Source organism: Alloalcanivorax xenomutans (assembly GCF_032810065.1).
GTDB lineage: Bacteria > Pseudomonadota > Gammaproteobacteria > Pseudomonadales > Alcanivoracaceae > Alloalcanivorax > Alloalcanivorax xenomutans.
Genome location: NZ_CP136538.1, coordinates 115,382 through 131,870 on the forward strand (window position 1 = coordinate 115,382; position 16,489 = coordinate 131,870).

The window sequence follows — 16,489 nt, forward strand, 5'->3', positions numbered from 1 at the left end:
GCCACATCAGGGGTGCTCCCGTAATGTCCGCGTCAGTGTGCCAATAATCGGTAGATGCTGGTCGAGCCCCTGGCTGCTGTCCCAAAAATCCTGATGGAAAATGACCTGGCCCTGCCGATTGAAGCGAAGCTGAGAGATGCCAATAGTACGTGAGCTGCGATTTCGACCAAGAATCTTGAAATGGGTTTCCATGATCCATTGCAGAAAAACATCATCCTCATCCCGCCAGATCTTGCGAACATGGAGTTTCATCTCATCAAGCCGGCCGGCGGTTTTCAGCATATGTTTCTTGAGTTCATCACGTCGATAGAAAGTGGCGAGAGTATCGTTGAAATAAATCTGCTCCGCATAGACCTCATCCAGATGTTCCCGGATATAGTCGGCGTTGATCGGGGAGTAGAGTGCTATAAAACGCTCCAGTGCCGCCGGTGGCGGGGACGCCACACCACGCTTTTGCGCCAGAGCCTGCTCGTAGAGATGAGAATAACCCGGAGATTCGGGGGTGTGGAAACAGCCGGTGACGGACAGAAACGTTATAGCGGCGATGGGCCACAGGAAGCGCGTCATGGGGATCTCCTCGGTACATGGTCGCCACTCTTTCATGGTGGTTGTGAATCCGCTGTGAGGCCGGTTCACGAGCCGTTGACGAAGAGTGGGTGATGCTGCCACACATGAATCGCGCGTTTGCCGCGACAGCGGTTAACTTTATTGGGTTGCAGGCGTTATGGCCGGTGGCGGTGATCGGGGCCGTGCGTCAATGGGCGGTTCCGGCTTGGAGCGTCGTGATGGTGATGCTGGTGTTGCTCTGGGCGCTGGAGAGGAATTGGCGGTCGGATTCAAGACTGTTGTTGGCCGGTGCCCTGGGCTGCGTTTTGGTGGAGCCGCTGTTGATGCTCACCGGATTATTGCGCTACGCGACAGGCGGTGGCGCGTGGTGGCCGCCGTCATGGATATGGAGTTTATGGCTGGGCTTCGCGGTAAGCTTTAACTATTCACTGGCCTGGTTGCACCAACGACCGCGTTGGGCCGCCATGCTGGGGGCGGTGGGAGGTGTGGTCTCAGTGAGCATGGGGATCCGGCTTGGGGCAGCGAGCGCGCCGCTGGGCTGGCTGCCGTTGGCATTATGTTATGCGCTGCTCTGGGCGGCGGTGGTGCCGTTGTTGGCGGCCATGTCGCGACGTGAATGGGAGAAAGCGCCATGATCTCCAGTATTTTGACATTCAGCCTGGTTATGCTGCTGCTGGCTTTTACCGTGGCATGGTGGATTCAGCGGCTGGCGGGGAACGCGGGTTATGTGGATGTGGCCTGGAGTGTGGGTATCGGTGTGACCGGGTTGTCGTACCTTGTTGTTGGAGAAGGTGAGTTGCTGCCGAGACTGGCGGCGGGTGTCTTGTTGCTGGTCTGGGCGATGCGTCTTGGTGGCCACATTCTTAAACGGGTGGTTAACGAGGAACAAGAAGATGGCCGCTACCGGGCGATGCGTGAACGCCTGGGGCGTGGTGCGCAGCCTGCATTCCTCTTGGTGTTCTGGGCACAGGCGGGATTGGCCTGGCTCTTCGCGCTGCCATTCCACGTCATCGCCGGCCAGCCGTGGTTCTCCCCGTGGGCGATGGCCGCGGGCGTCGTCATCGGCTTGGTGGCGATATGGGGAGAAGCCCTGGCGGATCATCAATTGGCACGGTTCAAGGCGCGAGACGACAGTCACGGGCGAACCTGCCGTGACGGCCTGTGGCGATACTCACGGCACCCCAACTATTTTTTTGAGTGGTTGCATTGGTTCAGCTACCCACTGATCGCCGTTGGTGCGACAGGTGGAGTCTGGCTGTGGGGCCTGCCGGTAATGATGCTGCTGTTTCTCTGGTTCGTCACTGGCATTCCCTATACCGAGAAGCAGGCGCTGAAATCCCGTGGCGCGGATTATCGTGATTACCAACGTACCACCAGTCCGTTTATCCCCTGGAGACCCGCCTCATGATGATTCGTCTGGCTGAATCCGGCTTGTTGCCCGACAGGCTGGTCCGCCAAGGTATTCGTTACTTGCTTGGCAAACGTCTGCGGCGGGAACAGCCCCGCCGATCCGAACAGAGTCAACTGCTCGACACACTCTCCGGCGGCCCGGTGGCGGTGGCACAAGGAGAAGCCAATGAACAGCACTACGAGGTGGATGCTCGCTTCTATTCGCGGATTCTTGGACGGCATCTTAAATACTCCAGCGGATACTGGCCGGATGGCGTGGATGATCTGACCGCGGCGGAGGAAGCAATGCTGTCACTCTACTGCGAAAGGGCGAAGCTCAGTGATGGTCAGGAGGTGCTTGAGTTGGGTTGCGGCTGGGGATCGCTTTCCCTGTGGATGGCCGACCGCTACCCGCACAGCCGTATTACCGCGGTCAGCAATTCAAACTCGCAACGGCAATGGATTCTGGCCCGGGCCAAGGCGCGGGGACTGGATAATCTTCGTGTCATCACTGCTGATGTGGCCGCGTTCCAACCGGATCGGAACTTTGATCGTGTGGTCTCGGTGGAGATGTTTGAACACATGCGTAATCATCGTGAGCTGACCCGCCGTATTCACCATTGGTTGAAGCCCGGTGGCAAGCTGTTCGTGCACATATTCTGCCATCGGCAGCTGACATATCTTTTCGAAACGGAAGGTGATGCCAATTGGATGGGGCGTTACTTCTTTACCGGCGGGGTCATGCCGTCCTTCGATTGGCTGCCCCGTTGTGCCGATCGGCTCAACCTGGAGCAGTCCTGGGCCATAAATGGCCGCCACTATGGTCGTACCCTCGAGGCCTGGTTGGAAGCAACGGATCGCCAGCGGGAAGAGTTGATTCCACTACTGGATGAATTATACGGCGGCAATGAAGGGGTGATCTGGCTACAGCGTTGGCGGATGTTTTTCATGGCCTGCGCCGAACTGTTCAACTATGGTGAAGGCAAGGAATGGTTCGTTGGCCATTATTTGTTCAGTCGGGATCAAGATGACACGTAAAGGGGTCCAGCACCGGCTCACCCGGGTTTTTCTGATACAGATTCTGTTTATCAGCCTGGCGACGGTGCTTGGCGTCTGGGCCACGGCGAAAATCATTGAGAATGTGCTGGTCAAGGAAGCCTTGATGAAAGAGGCTGAGCACTACTGGCAACTCTATCAGCGCGACCCGGATTTTCCCCGCCCCAACACCCGCCACTTGCTCGGACTGCTGGTGGATGGGAGAACCCAGGATCCGGTGCCCGGGATCCTGCTGTCATTGCCCGACGGTTATCAGAGGGTAACGCTGGATGGCGAGCAGCCGTTGGTATACATAGAACATAAAGGCGAGGCCAGGCTTTATCTGATCTTCGACGAGCAGAGAGTATCCGTTCTGGCATTCATGTTCGGCATTTTGCCTCTGACCGGCGTGTTGCTGGTGATTTACCTGACCTCCTTTCTTGGTTGGAGAAAGTCCCGGGAACTGGTGTCGCCGTTGGTTCGGCTGTCGGAAACATTGCGCTATGCCAATGTGCTTGATCCGCGGCAGGCACGACCGGATTTTACTCAGGTCGAGGCCGAGCCGGGCAGTGAAGCATCGGTACTGATCGCCGCGCTGGATGCGTATGCCGACCGCCTTTTGCGTTTTGTTGAGCGGGAGCGGCAGTTTACTCGGGATGCCAGCCATGAACTGCGTACGCCACTGGCGGTGTTTCGTGCCAATCTGGAACTGTTGGAGCGCCAAGTCGGGGATCGTCCGTTGATCGACAGGATGTCGGATACCGTCGACGATATGGAAGCGCTGGTGGAGACGTTATTGCTGCTGGCGCGCACGGAGCAACGACCGGCGGCATCGGAGTCGCTGGTGGTGAACGACGTCGTGGCGAATCTGATAGAACGGCTGCAGCCGTTGGCGGAGCGTAAACAGATTCATCTCCGGGTGAAGCAGAAGGCCTTGTTATCACTGGAAGCGTCGGAAACGGTACTGAACATCGTCTTCACCAACCTGATTCGTAACGCCATCAATTACAGCGGTTCGGGCCGTATCACTCTGGTCGTGGTCGCGGATGCGGTGCACGTGGTGGATACCGGAACCGGAATGGATCGCGAGGAACTGGCTCGGCTTTTGAAGCCGTTCGAGCGAGGTTCCAGCAGTGAGGGTGGCTATGGATTGGGGCTGGCTATCGTGCAGCGCCTCTGTGAGCGATTTGAATGGCATTTGGACGTGGCCAGCCAGCCAGGAAAGGGCACGGACGTTCGCGTAAGGTTTCGTTAGGGCCCCGGGCTCAGGCACTCTCGCTCCGCGGAGCCCGGATGCTGAAGCCGACGCCGGGCAGAGTCTCCATCAGGCTATGATCAAACGGCTTGTCCACCGCCTTGCGCAGATTATACAGATGGCTGCGTAACGCGTCGGAATCGGGTACCAGGTCGCCCCAGAGTTCCTGTTCGAGTTGTTCGCGGCTAACCACTTTGGGCGATTCGCGCATCAGAATGCGCAAGATTCGGAATGCGGTGGGAGAGAGCTTCAGAATTTGTCCTCCACGGCGGACTTCCTGTCGGGCGGGGTCCAGTTGGAGATCAGCGATGGTAATCACGTTGGGGGTGACCTCGCGGCGCTCCCGGCGCACCAAAACGCGAACACGTGCCACCAGTTCCGGGAGCGCGAAAGGTTTGACGATGTAATCGTCGCCACCGCGCTCGAATCCTTCCAGCTTGTCATCGAGGTGGTCCCGTGCGGTGAGGAAGATCACCGGCGTATCCAGAGCCAGATCACGGCGCAGATACTGGCAGAAGCTGTAACCGTCCTCGCCGGGCAACATCACATCGAGTATCAGAATATCGTAGTGGTGTTCCTTGACCAGCGAGCGAGCCAGATCAGTGTCGCCGGCGTAGTCCACTATCGCGCCCTCCTGTTCCAGATACTCGACCACGGTTTGGGCCAGTTGGCGATGGTCCTCCACCAGCAGAACAGACAGATTCTTCACGATGTCACTCCTGTTTTCTTTCGTGCATCTTCCACCTGATCGCGTCAAGGCGTTGTCAATTATCATCACGCGAATTGAGGCGCGGCACCAGGGACCCGAAGGGCTGTCGTGAATCACCAGGTATACGCAAATTACGACATTGTCCGGGTCGGCTTTCTCGTATTATGGAACAGCCCCTTCTCATTGGGCGGGATTCTTCTTACAGTGCAACTTCCATTGCCTGGGGCCTTGGGCCCGGGCGCCGTCACGAGGAAAGCGTTTCATACGTCATGGTCGTCATGGATAGGCACCGTCCCGTCGTTCTACGTCCGGCCCGTCGGCAGGACGCGGCGGCTATTTCCCGTTGCGTGCTGCGAGCTTATCAGCATTTCGTTCCGCGCATGGGGCGCCCCCCGGCGCCGATGACCGATGACTACAATCAAGTCGTGCTGCGGAACACCGTGTGGGTGGCGGACGACGGCCTCGGCATTCAAGGAGTGGTGGAGCTGGAAGAAACCGACTTCGGATTGCTCACCAAGAATATGGCGGTGGATCCTGATTTTCAGAAACAAGGGTTGGGCCGCAGGCTGTTGAAGCAGGCCGAACAGCTGGCTCGTGATGCCGGTCACGACATGCTCTATATCTACATCAGCGAAGCCATGGTCGAAAACCTGGTGTTTTACCTGGATCATGGCTACGAAGAATGCGAGCGGCGTCTGGAGCAGGGGGTTTATCGACGCATTTATTTGCGTAAGGCGCTATGCTGATCTTCCTCCACCGCAACGTCTTCAAGTCGATCCACCCGGCGTAAAACCGGAAAGCCCCACATCCACAGGCCGACCACCGCCAGTGTGCCGACGCCGCCAATCACCGCCGCCGGCACGGTGCCGAACCAGGACGCGGTAATGCCGGACTCGAATTCTCCCAACTCATTGGATGCCCCGATGAACAGCATATTCACGGCGTTGACGCGTCCCCGCATTTCGTCCGGCGTGGCCAGTTGCAGCAACGTCAGCCGCACATAGACACTGATCATGTCGGCGGCGCCGGCAATGAACAGGGCGGCCAGCGACAGCCAGAATGAGGTGGACAGGGCAAACACCAGATTGGCGACGCCGAAAATCGCCACCGCCGCGAACATCACCAGGCCGGTATGCCGGCGAATGGCGCGCACGCCCAGATACAAACCCATGACGAAAGCACCGAGGGCAATGGCGCTGCGCAGGGCGCCAAGTCCCTCCGAACCCACGTGCAGGATTTCGTCGGCGTAGATTGGCAGCAGCGCCACCACGCCACCGAACAAGACGGCGAACAGGTCCAGGGAGATGATGCCGAGAATGACCGGTTTATGGCGGATATAAAGAATACCGGCGGTAAAGCGTTGCCAGGAGGTGGTGTCGCCGGAATGCAGAGGGCGCTGTCGGTAGCGGACCGGCACCAGAAAAAGCATGGCCAGGGCGAACAGGAAGCAGCCCAGGACCACACTGTAAGCGGTGGTGGCACCGAGCGGATAAAGCAATCCTCCCAGCATCGGCCCGCCAATGACCGCGATCTTCATGATCGAGGAATTGAGCGCGATGGCTTTGCCAAGTAAGGCTTGCGGCACGATTTGCGGTAGCAGGCTTTGCAGGGTCGGGCCGGTGAAGGCGCGGGCGGCGCCAAACAGCACCAACACCGCATAGAACGGACCGGCATGATCCGGCGGGTTCAGGGAAAGCATGATGAACAGCGCGCTGCATACGGCTTGCGCCGCCCAACTGGCGTGCAGGATCAGACGCCGGTCAAAGCGGTCCACCAGATCGCCGGCGGGCAGCAGCAACACAACCATTGGCAGAAACTGGGCCAGGCCCACATAACCGAGGCTGAGCGGATCCCGGGTCAGTGCGTAAACCTGCCAGGCGACGATGATGGCCTGCACTTGCATGGCCAACGCCGCGCCCAGGCGGGCGAGAACGAAAGGCGCGAAGCCCGGGTGTTGATAGACGCGGGGCTCGGCGTCGACAGTGGGAAGGGGCATCGGAGTCCGTCCAGTGACCGGCACGCGGGCCGTGCCGGACAGGAAACGAAAAGGGCGCGTGGGCGCCCTGGTCAGGGGTTATTGGCCGCTGAATCTCGGGTCCCGTTTTTCGATGAAGGCAGCCACGGCCTCGTCGTGGTCGTCGGTGGTGTGCGCCAGCGCCTGCATGGCGGCGGACATTTCCAGTACGGTATCCAGACGCGAGGAGCGCGCGGTCCACAGCAGGCGTTTGGTCATGCGCACCGCCTGTGGCGGGTTGGCGGCGATACGTGCGGCCAGGGCGCGGGCTTCGTCCAGCAACTTGTCGTCGGGCACCACCCGGGATACCAGACCACAGGCGAGCGCCTCCTCGGCGCCGACGCGGTCACCAGTGAGTGCCATTTCCGCCGCTTTGGAGAATCCGACCACGCGCTGCAGTAACCAGGCGCCGCCGTCTCCGGGAATGATGCCCAACTTGACGAAACTCTCGGCGAACCAGGCACGCTCGCCGGCGATGCGGATGTCGCACATGCAGGCGAGATCGCAGCCGGCGCCCACCGCCGGGCCGTTGACGGCGGCGATTACCGGGACTTCCAGTTTTTCGAACGCCAGCGGAATGCGCTGAATGCCGGTTTTGTAGTTGCGCCGGGTTTTCACCGGGGCGGTGGCGTCGTTGAGACCGCCGGCGGCGCCCATCTTTTTCACGTTGCCGCCGCTGGAGAAGGCGCTGCCGGCGCCGGTGAGAATCGCCACCCGGGCTTGCGGGTCCGCCTCCAGGCGGTCCAGGGCATCCAGCAGCGCTTCGATCATGTCGGCGTCGGAAATCGGGTTGCGGTTTTCCGGGCTGTTCAGGGTCAGGGTGACGATACCGTCGTCGATTTGATAGGTAACCAGTTCGCTCATGAAGATTCCTTGTTATTAACGCGGCTTATTAACGCAAACCCAGGCCACGCGCGATGATGCCGCGCAGAATTTCCCGGGTGCCGCCTCGTAATGAAAATGCGGGTACTTGTTGCACAGCGTAGTGGAGCACTTGGAAAAAGTCCCGGTGAGCGGCGTCGGCGCGGCCGGTGTCCACCAGTTGCCGGGCAATGTCCGGAATTTCCTGTTCCAGCAGGGCCCCCAGATCCTTGACGATGGCCGCCTGCAAAGTCGGATTCTCGCCCCGTTGCAACATGCCGGCCACACTGCGTGACAGCCGGCGCAGGCTCATCAAATGGGCGGCGAGGCGGCCAACGGCGATGCGGGACTGATCGTCATCGCGGCCTTCCAGGGCGCGGATCAACTCGATCAGCACCCACAGAGTGGAGAGAAACCGGTCCGGACCGCTGCGCTCGAACGCCAGCTCGCTGAGCACCTGGTTCCAGCCGTCGCCCATCTCGCCGATCAGGGCGTCGCGGGGAACCTGGACGTTTTCGAACACCACCTCATTGAAATGATGGGCGCCGGACAGATCGTGGATCGGACGGATGGTGATCCCCGGCAGAGTCAGATCGATCAGCAACTGGCTGGTGCCGCCATGGCGGTCCTCATGGTCACGGCTGGTGCGGCAGAACAGCACCATGTAATGGGCCTTGTGGCCGTAGGTGGTCCACAGCTTGGTGCCGTTGACGATGAAGCCGTCGTCCACCGGCTCGGCGTAGGTGCGGGCGGCGGCCAGGTCGGAACCGGAATCCGGCTCGCTCATGCCGATACAGAAAAAGCATTCACCGCGGGTGATGCGTGGCAGGATCGCCTGCTTCTGGGCTTCAGTGCCATAGCGCAACAGCAGCGGGCCGCTTTGCCGGTCCGCGATCCAATGTGCCGCCACTGGCGCGCCAGCGGCTAATAGTTCCTCCAGCAGCACGTAGCGTTCCAGAGCGCTGCGTTCACTGCCGCCGTACTGCTTCGGCCAGGTCAGGCCGATCCAGCCTTGTTCTCCTAGCCGGCGGCTGAAGCCGGCGTCGAACCCCATCCAGGATTCGACCCGTTGAAGTGGCGTGCGGCCGGCCAGCTCGGTGGCGAGGAAGTCGCGTACCTGTTCGCGAAAGCTCTCTGCCTGCTGCGATTCCGGAGGCGTCGGGAAGGACAAATCGATCATTGGCGCGCTCCTTCGGTGCTGCCGCCCAGTTCGGTGATGAAGGGCCAAAGACCATCGGCGCCGCGCGCCAGCACCTGCTCGCCCAACCGGGCCTGCCAGTAGCGCTCGCTGCCGAATTCATCGCGCCAGCTCCACAGCCGCCGGCTGTACAGGTTGAGCCGGTATTCGCGGGTTATGCCGATGGCGCCATGGACCTGGTGGGCGATGGCCAGCGCCTGGCCGGCGGCTTCGCCGCAACGGGCCTTGGCGGCGGCAATCAGAGCGTGGCGGCGCGGATCATGGAACGCGTCCACCGCCATGTCGGCGGCCCCGGCGGCTATCGCGGCCTGGGTGGCCAGTACCGCCAGTTGCTGCTGGATCGCCTGTTGCCGGGCGATGGGCTTGCCGAATTGCACTCGCTCGCTGGCGTATTGAACGGTCATATCGAGCACCGTGGCGAGGGCTCCGGCGATTTCCTGGCAGCGCAACAGCGCGCCGCTTTCGAACAGCCATTCCGCGCCAAGCGTCTCGGGCAGCTCGCGCACCCGGTGGTTGTCCAGATCAAGGTCCAGTGTCAGATCGGTGCGCGGCTGATCGGCCAGATTGGTTCCAGGCGTTGCCGCCAGACTGTCGGGGTCGAGCAGCAGCAGCCGGTTTTGCCGGTCGTGCCGGGCGATCGTTACGACTACCTCGGCGTGTTCCACCCAGGGCGCGGCCGGCAGCCGGCCGTGGACCCGCCAGCGGTCCCCTTCCCGGTTCAGTGTCAGTGGACTATGCGGGTCCGCCACGGCCAGGGTGGGCCGCCCTTCGGCGATGTCGGCGCCGGCTTCGGCAAGCAACCGGTTGGCCAGCAGAGCTTCGCCTAGCGGTGCCGCCAGCGCGTACTGACCGGCCAGGCGAACCACCGCCAGTGCGTCCGCCACCGGCAGGTCGAAGCCGCCATGGGCCTCATCCACCAGCGCCAGTGGCAGGCCGAGTTCGGCCACCCGTTGCCAGGCCGCGTCAGCGTCGTCCGGCGTTTCCCGCAGTTCGGCGAAGAGCCGCCCGGCGGTATCGAGCAGCAGGCTGCGACTATCGTCCATGGAACCTCACAGGCGCTCGATGATGGTGGTGTTGGCCATGCCGCCGGCCTCGCACATGGTCTGCAAGCCGTAACGCTGGCCGTTCTGACCCAGGGCGTGCACCAGAGTGGTCATCAGCCGGGCTCCGGAAGCACCGAGCGGATGGCCAAGCGCGATGGCGCCGCCGCGCGGGTTCAGGCGCTGTGGGTCCGCATCCAGCTCTTTCCGCCAGGCCAGCGGCACTGGCGCGAACGCTTCGTTGACCTCGAAATGGTCGATCTGGTCCACGCTCATGCCGGCTTTTTGCAGCGCCCGTTTGCTGGACGGAATGGGGGCCGTGAGCATGGTCAGCGGGCTGTCGCCGCAGACGTCAAAGCTCACGAAACGGGCCAGCGGCTTGAGCCCCAGCTTGTTGGCCAGACTCTCGCTCATGATCAGCAGAGCGGAGGCGCCGTCGGTGATCTGGGAAGCGTTGCCGGCGGTGATGCTCCAGTTGATTTCCGGGAACCGCTGTTTCAGGGCGTCGTCCTGGAATGACGGACGTAATTCACTCAGCCGTTCCGCGGTGGTGGCGGGGCGGATGGTTTCGTCCTCGGACAGGACACGGCCGTCCGGCAGGGTCACCGGCACGATTTCGTCGCGGAACGCGCCGGCTTCCCGATGAGCGGCTGCCCGCTGATGGGATTGGGCGGCGTATTGATCCAGCGTCTCGCGATCCAGTTGATAGCGGCTGGTCACCAGTTCGGCGGCCACTCCCTGGGACACCAGCCCCGGAGCATAGCGTTGCTGAACGCCCTGTCCGAACGGGTCCTGGCCCATGCGCGCGCTGCCCATGGGGACCCGGCTCATGGACTCCACGCCGCCTGCGATCACCAGCTGATTGGCGCCGGCCATGATCGACTGGGCGGCGAAATGCACCGCCTGCTGGCTGGAGCCGCATTTGCGGTCGATGGTGGTGCTGGGAACATGTTCGGGAAAGCCAGCGGCGAGTAAGGCCATGCGCCCGGGGGTGGCGGACTGTTCGCCGGACTGGCTGACGCAACCGATCATGACGTCGTCCACCAGGCCGGGGTCGATATCGTGGCGCTGGACGGTCTCTTTCAACAAGGCGGCGAGCAGGTCCACCGGGTGCAGGCCGGCCAGCCCGCCATCGGGCTTGCCACGGCCCATGGGCGTACGCAGGGCGTCGACGATAACGGCGGCTTCAGTCATGACGGGCTCCATGCCGGGGATTACCCGGCGGCAGGGGGGAATTCATTTGTACTCCTTATTACGGCCGTCATCCGGGAATATCCGGGGGGCATCGCCCGTCGGGTCCGGGACCCTGGCGCGAAAAGGGCGCTCGGGGCTCGACAAAACGGGATAAACAATCAACCATGATTTTTTTTGCCGGTCAAGATGGCTGGCATCCGGCGAACGCAATGGACAAGAACCATGACCGAAGACGTAGAGAACTCTCCGGCGACGGACGCGGAAGTCCCCGGTGCCCGGCGCGCCCCCCGGCAGGCGCGCAGTCTGGATACCCGGGAGAAGCTGGTGACCGCTGCCCTGGAGTTGATCCGCACGGAAGGTTATGCCGCCCTGAGCACCCCGCTGGTGGCACGCCGCGCGGGCGTCTCCCGCGGTGCGCTGCAATACCATTTCGCCTCCCGTGACGATCTGTTCGTGGCGGTTCGCAGCCGTCTGGCATTGCGCCTGGACTGGGGGTTTCCGGTGGCGGAGCTGGCGGCCCGGCCTCTGGCTGAGCGGGTGGCCTGGGTGGTGGACCATTACTGGTCGGTGCTGGGCAGCGATGATTATGTGGCGGCCATGGAGATCCGCCTGTATGAGCGTTTCAACGGCGCGCTCCATGCCCAGCTGTGCCAGGAAATGCGGGAGCTGGCGGAAACGCGCCACCGGGAATGGGTGCGTCTGTTCGCCGACGTGTCGCTGGACACCGACACTCTGGTCGGTGTGCGCACTTACATGATGGACGCTCTGCGCGGCATTGCTCTCAGGCGCATCGAGATGGGGCCGGAGGAGCGGGTGCGGCCGGCGCTGGCGTTGCTCAAGACCAGCCTGGCGGGGCTGCTGGCTGAATAATTCAGCCAGCCGCATTCGCCAGCAAGCTGGCTCCCACAGATTACGCCACGAAGCCGCTGTGGGAAGCTTGCTTGCAAGCGAATGGCGGTCCGCAAGGCGGCCGCCATGGACGGCGGTGATAAAAAATTGCCGGGAGCAATTTTTAACGTTGCTCTGCGACGGCCTGGAGGGTGACCGCCATGGATGGTGGTGATAAAAAATCAGCTTTGATTGTCGTCACGAAAAGTGGAAAAGTATCGGGCTGATTCCGGCCCGTCCGGGATCGGAAACCCGGAAATGAAAACAACAGGCCGGGACAATCAGGAGCCTTGATGACAACAACAACGTCACAAAAACCGGTGCTACCCGGTCCGGATCGGGACTGGCTGGCACGACATCAGGAGCCGGTGCTGGAGCCGGATCTGGCCATCGTCGACCCGCATCATCATCTGTGGGGGCCGCCGCGCGCCACCTATCTGCAAGCGGATATCGAAACTGATTTGAACGCCGGCCACCGCATCATTGGCACTGTCTTCGTGGAATGCCTGGAACAGTACCGTGACACCGGTCCGGAGCCGATGCGGCCGCTGGGCGAGACCCGTTTTGCCCGGAGTGTGGCGGAGGCCACCGGCGGCCGCGTCTGCACTGGCATCGTCGGTCACGCCGATTTGCGCCTGGGCACTTCGGTGAATCGGGTGCTGGAAGGTCACCTGAAGGAAGGCGGCGGCCGTTTCCGCGGCATTCGCCAGTCCAGCGTCTGGGATCCAGACCCGACGGTACGCACCACCACCCGGATTCCACCGGAGAAGCTGCTGCTGGATCCGAATTTCCGCGAAGGGTTCGCCTGTCTGGCGCCGCTGGGACTGAGCTTCGATTGCTGGACCTACTTCCACCAGTTGCCGGAATTGGAGAATCTGGCGCGGGCGTTCCCCGACACGGTCATCGTGCTGGATCACGTCGGCGGCGTGCTCGGTGTCGGGCCTTACGCCGGGCGTCGTGACGCGCTGTTCCCGGAATGGCGCATGGCGATCGAATCGCTGGCGCGCTGCGCCAATGTACGGATCAAACTGGGTGGTCTGGGCATGCACAGCTGCGGTTTCGGCCTGGATGGTCAGCCGTTACCGCCCTCCTCGGAGGCTCTGGTGGAGCTCTGGCGCCCTTATCTGGATGTCTGCCTGTCCGCCTTCGGTGTGGAAAGGGCGATGTTCGAAAGTAACTTCCCGGTGGACCAGGTGTCCTGTTCCTACGCGGTGTTGTGGAACGCCTTCAAACGGTACGCCGCCGGTTTTTCCGAGGCGGAGAAAGCGGCATTGTTCCGGGAAAACGCCATTGAAACGTACCGGTTGGAGATTCCGCAGGGCCAATGATTCGCGAGCAAGCTCGCTTCCCACAAGGATCTATAGGCCGCTGTGGGAAGCGAGCTTGCTCGCGAAATCTCTCCAGGACGAATAGTTCAGAGATCACTGCTTCCAGAACAGCGGCGTGAACAGCACCAGCAGGGTGAAGATCTCCAGACGGCCGAGCAGCATCAGCAGCGTCATCATCCACTTGGCGGCGGGGGAAATATCGGCGAAGCCGCTGGCCACGCCGCCAATGCCCACACCCAGGTTGTTCAGACTGGCGGCAACACAACTGACCGCTGTGGTCAGGTCCAGGCCGGTGACGGTGAACAGCAGGGTGAAGACCACCGCGATGGTGATGTAAACACCGACAAAGCCCCACACCGCCTGCAGCACCCGATCATTTACCGTATGGCGGCCGAAGCGCAGGGCAAAGGCGCCATTGGGGTAAATCAGCCGCCGCAGTTCGCGAATACTGTGGTGGAACACCAGAGCCCCGCGCACGCTCTTCATGCCGCCACCGGTGGAACCGGCGCTGGCGCCGAGGAAACTGGTGAACACCAGCAAAAAGGGCACGAAACCCGGCCAGGCGGCGGCGTTGGTGCTGGTATAGCCGGTGCCGGTGCTGAACGAGGCGACCTGGAACGCGGCGTGACGCAGGGTCTCGTCGGCGCCCTGGAACACGTTGAAGGCCAGCAGTCCCAGGGTTACCAGCAGGATGTAGAGGAACACCATGCCGATATAGAAGCGGAATTCCGGGTCGCGCACGAACGTCAGGGGCGAAAGGCCGCGAATGGCAGCGAAATGAAGCGCGAAGTTGGTGCCGCCGATGATGATGAAAACGGTGGTGATCCAGTCAATGGCGGCACTGTCCCAATAGGCCATGGACTGATCATGGGTGGAGAAACCGCCGGTGGCCACGGTGCTGAAGCTGTGGGTGACAGCATCGAACAGAGACATACCGGCCAGCCAGTAGGCGGAAGCGCAGGCCACGGTAAAGAACAGATACAAATACCACAGGGCCTTGGCGGTCTCGGCGATGCGCGGCGTCAGTTTGGCGTCCTTCATCGGCCCGGGAATTTCCGCCTTGTACAGCTGCATACCCCCGATGCCCAACATGGGCAGAATCGCCACCGCCAGCACGATAACGCCCATACCGCCAAACCACTGCAGTTGCTGGCGGTAATAGAGAATCGATTTGGGCAGCGTATCCAGACCGGAAAGCACCGAGGCGCCGGTGGTGGTCAGACCGGACACGGATTCAAACACCGCGTCGGTGAACCCCACCGGCGTATCAGCGGAAATCAGAAACGGCAGGCCGCCAATCACCCCCAGTACCGACCAGAACAGGGTCACCACCAGGAAGCCGTCACGGGTCTGCAGTTCGGCACGGTGGCGGAAGAACGGCAGCCACAGCACCAGGCCGAGCAGCAATGAGATCACAAAAGAGGCCAGGAAGGGCCCTTCGCTGCCATCCTGATAAAAATAGGACACCGCCACCGGCGGCATCATGGTGAAGCTGAACACCACCAGCAGCAGGCCAAGCACTTTGGAGATCAGCGCGAAATGCATGGCGTCCCCTCGTCAATGAAAAAGGGGGCGCCCGCTGCCCTGTGTTTTGCTCTCTCCGTCATCATCAACGCAACGGCCTTCATCAGAAGAACGTGAACCCGACCTGGAACAGCTTCTCCACATCGCGGATGCGGCGCCGGTCGATCAGGAACAGGATCACGTGATCGTTCGGTTCGATCACCACGTCATCATGGGCGATCAGCACCCGTTCACCGCGTACCACGGCGCCGATGGTGGTGCCTTCCGGCAAGTCGATGTCCTCGATGGCGCGACCCACCACCTTGGAGGATTTGGCGTCACCGTGAGCAATCGCCTCGATGGCCTCGGCGGCGCCGCGGCGCAGCGAATAGACGTTGACCACGTCACCACGGCGTACATGGGTGAGTAGGCTGCCGATGGTGGATTGCTGCGGTGAGATGGCGATGTCGATGTCATGACCCTGTACCAGGTCCACGTAGGCGGGGTTGGCGATCAGCGTCATCACCTTGCGCGCGCCCAGGCGTTTGGCCAGCAGCGAGGCCATGATGTTGGCCTCGTCGTCGTTGGTCAGAGCGCAGAACACATCGGTGTTCTCGATGTTGGCCTTGAGTAATTCGTCGCGATCGGTGGAGAGGCCCTGCAGCACCACGGTGTGCTCCAGTTTTTCGCCGAGCCAGTCGGCCCGTTGCGGGGAGCGCTCGATGACCTTGACGTTGTAGCGGTGCTGGATGCTTTTCGCCAGGCGATAGCCGATATTGCCGCCGCCGGCGATGAGCACGCGCTTGTAGTTGTGCTCCAGCCGGCGCAACTCGCTCATTACCGCGCGGATGTCGTTCTTGGCGGCGATGAAGAACACTTCGTCGTCCGCCTCGATGACCGTGTTGCCTTCCGGAATGATGGGCCGGTTGCGGCGGAAAATCGCCGCCACCCGGGTATCCACATTGGGCATGTGCTTGCGCAGTTCGCGCAGCTCGTTACCCACCAGTGGGCCGCCGTAATAGGCGCGCACCGCCACCAGTTGCACCCGGCCGCCGGCGAAATTCACCACCTGCAGAGCACCGGGATGTTCGATCAGACGCTTGATATAGTCGGTGACCACCTGCTCGGGGCTGATGATCACGTCGATGGGAATGGCGCTCTCGTTAAACAGCTTGTCGGCGCGGCTGGTGTAATGGGCGGTGCGGATACGGGCGATCTTGGTGGGGGTGCGGAACAGGCTGTACGCCACCTGGCAGGCGACCATGTTGACCTCGTCGGAGTTGGTCACCGCGATCAGCATGTCGGCGTCCTCGGCGCCGGCGTCCTTGAGCACGCTGGGGTAGCAGCCCATGCCCTGCACCGTGCCGATGTCGAGGCGGTCCCCCAGTTCCCGCAGGCGCTCGCCGTCGGTATCAATGACGATGATATCGTTGCGTTCGCCGGCGAGGTTCTCCGCCAACGTGCCGCCCACCTGGCCGGCACCCAGAATAATGATCTTCATGATCGCG

General features: G+C 61.8%; 16 protein-coding genes. 7 read left to right on the forward strand and 9 right to left on the reverse strand.

Going from position 1 to position 16,489, the window contains the following annotated elements:
- Positions 1 to 6 precede the first annotated feature (6 nt).
- On the reverse strand, positions 7 to 567 hold the full coding sequence (locus tag RYH70_RS00560; protein WP_080530129.1) for a nuclear transport factor 2 family protein: 561 nt from the start codon (positions 565 to 567) through the stop codon (positions 7 to 9).
- 104 nt (positions 568 to 671) lie between these two features.
- Between RYH70_RS00560 and RYH70_RS00565 the strand changes: the two genes are divergently transcribed.
- Genes RYH70_RS00565 through RYH70_RS00580 form a run of 4 tightly spaced genes read left to right on the forward strand, consistent with a single transcriptional unit; the run spans position 672 to position 4,246 of the window.
- Positions 672 to 1,202 (forward strand): DUF2878 domain-containing protein, encoded by a 531-nt coding sequence (locus RYH70_RS00565; RefSeq protein ID WP_026948850.1) that lies wholly within the window; start codon positions 672 to 674, stop codon positions 1,200 to 1,202.
- Positions 1,199 to 1,975 carry a DUF1295 domain-containing protein gene (locus tag RYH70_RS00570; RefSeq protein ID WP_055100232.1) on the forward strand — a complete coding sequence of 259 codons (777 nt, stop codon included), beginning with the start codon at positions 1,199 to 1,201 and terminating at the stop codon, positions 1,973 to 1,975. The genes RYH70_RS00565 and RYH70_RS00570 overlap by 4 nt, the downstream gene beginning before the upstream one ends.
- Positions 1,972 to 2,994 (forward strand): SAM-dependent methyltransferase, encoded by a 1,023-nt coding sequence (locus RYH70_RS00575; protein WP_317009618.1) that lies wholly within the window; start codon positions 1,972 to 1,974, stop codon positions 2,992 to 2,994. Before RYH70_RS00570 ends, RYH70_RS00575 begins: the two co-directional genes overlap by 4 nt.
- The gene (locus RYH70_RS00580) at positions 2,984 to 4,246 is read left to right on the forward strand and encodes a sensor histidine kinase (RefSeq protein WP_022996642.1); all 1,263 of its coding nucleotides are present in this window, start codon (positions 2,984 to 2,986) and stop codon (positions 4,244 to 4,246) included. The genes RYH70_RS00575 and RYH70_RS00580 overlap by 11 nt, the downstream gene beginning before the upstream one ends.
- 10 nt (positions 4,247 to 4,256) lie before the next feature.
- On the opposite strand, the gene RYH70_RS00585 is transcribed toward RYH70_RS00580, so the two are convergent.
- Entirely contained in the window at positions 4,257 to 4,955 is a 699-nt protein-coding gene (locus RYH70_RS00585) for a response regulator transcription factor (RefSeq protein WP_022996641.1), read from the reverse strand.
- Between the two features lie 278 nt (positions 4,956 to 5,233).
- Here RYH70_RS00585 and RYH70_RS00590 point away from each other — a divergent pair, with 278 nt between their 5' ends.
- Complete coding sequence (locus tag RYH70_RS00590) at positions 5,234 to 5,701, forward strand: GNAT family N-acetyltransferase (protein WP_031228790.1); 468 nt, start codon at positions 5,234 to 5,236, stop codon at positions 5,699 to 5,701.
- Here the strand turns inward: RYH70_RS00590 and RYH70_RS00595 are convergent.
- From RYH70_RS00595 to RYH70_RS00615, 5 genes are all read right to left on the reverse strand, one after another.
- On the reverse strand, positions 5,677 to 6,951 hold the full coding sequence (locus tag RYH70_RS00595) for an MFS transporter (RefSeq protein ID WP_022996639.1): 1,275 nt from the start codon (positions 6,949 to 6,951) through the stop codon (positions 5,677 to 5,679). The two genes, RYH70_RS00590 and RYH70_RS00595, sit on opposite strands and share 25 nt — an antisense overlap.
- Positions 6,952 to 7,029: 78 nt before the next feature.
- Positions 7,030 to 7,833 carry a crotonase/enoyl-CoA hydratase family protein gene (locus RYH70_RS00600; protein WP_022996638.1) on the reverse strand — a complete coding sequence of 268 codons (804 nt, stop codon included), beginning with the start codon at positions 7,831 to 7,833 and terminating at the stop codon, positions 7,030 to 7,032.
- Positions 7,834 to 7,861: 28 nt separating this feature from the next.
- Positions 7,862 to 9,010 (reverse strand): acyl-CoA dehydrogenase family protein, encoded by a 1,149-nt coding sequence (locus RYH70_RS00605; protein WP_022996637.1) that lies wholly within the window; start codon positions 9,008 to 9,010, stop codon positions 7,862 to 7,864.
- The gene (locus RYH70_RS00610; RefSeq protein WP_022996636.1) at positions 9,007 to 10,071 is read right to left on the reverse strand and encodes an acyl-CoA dehydrogenase family protein; all 1,065 of its coding nucleotides are present in this window, start codon (positions 10,069 to 10,071) and stop codon (positions 9,007 to 9,009) included. The genes RYH70_RS00605 and RYH70_RS00610 overlap by 4 nt, the downstream gene beginning before the upstream one ends.
- Positions 10,072 to 10,077: 6 nt before the next feature.
- Positions 10,078 to 11,262: a thiolase family protein gene (locus RYH70_RS00615; protein ID WP_022996635.1), complete on the reverse strand. Its 1,185-nt coding sequence runs from the start codon at positions 11,260 to 11,262 to the stop codon at positions 10,078 to 10,080.
- A gap of 222 nt (positions 11,263 to 11,484) precedes the next feature.
- On the opposite strand from RYH70_RS00615, the gene RYH70_RS00620 reads away from it, so the two are divergent.
- On the forward strand, positions 11,485 to 12,132 hold the full coding sequence (locus RYH70_RS00620) for a TetR/AcrR family transcriptional regulator (protein ID WP_233917197.1): 648 nt from the start codon (positions 11,485 to 11,487) through the stop codon (positions 12,130 to 12,132).
- A gap of 311 nt (positions 12,133 to 12,443) precedes the next feature.
- Positions 12,444 to 13,478: an amidohydrolase family protein gene (locus RYH70_RS00625; protein ID WP_026948854.1), complete on the forward strand. Its 1,035-nt coding sequence runs from the start codon at positions 12,444 to 12,446 to the stop codon at positions 13,476 to 13,478.
- A gap of 93 nt (positions 13,479 to 13,571) precedes the next feature.
- Here the strand turns inward: RYH70_RS00625 and RYH70_RS00630 are convergent, their stop codons facing one another.
- Positions 13,572 to 15,023 (reverse strand): TrkH family potassium uptake protein, encoded by a 1,452-nt coding sequence (locus RYH70_RS00630; protein WP_317009619.1) that lies wholly within the window; start codon positions 15,021 to 15,023, stop codon positions 13,572 to 13,574.
- Positions 15,024 to 15,105: 82 nt separating this feature from the next.
- Complete coding sequence (gene trkA, locus RYH70_RS00635) at positions 15,106 to 16,482, reverse strand: Trk system potassium transporter TrkA (RefSeq protein ID WP_014992484.1); 1,377 nt, start codon at positions 16,480 to 16,482, stop codon at positions 15,106 to 15,108.
- Between the last annotated feature and the right edge of the window lie 7 nt (positions 16,483 to 16,489).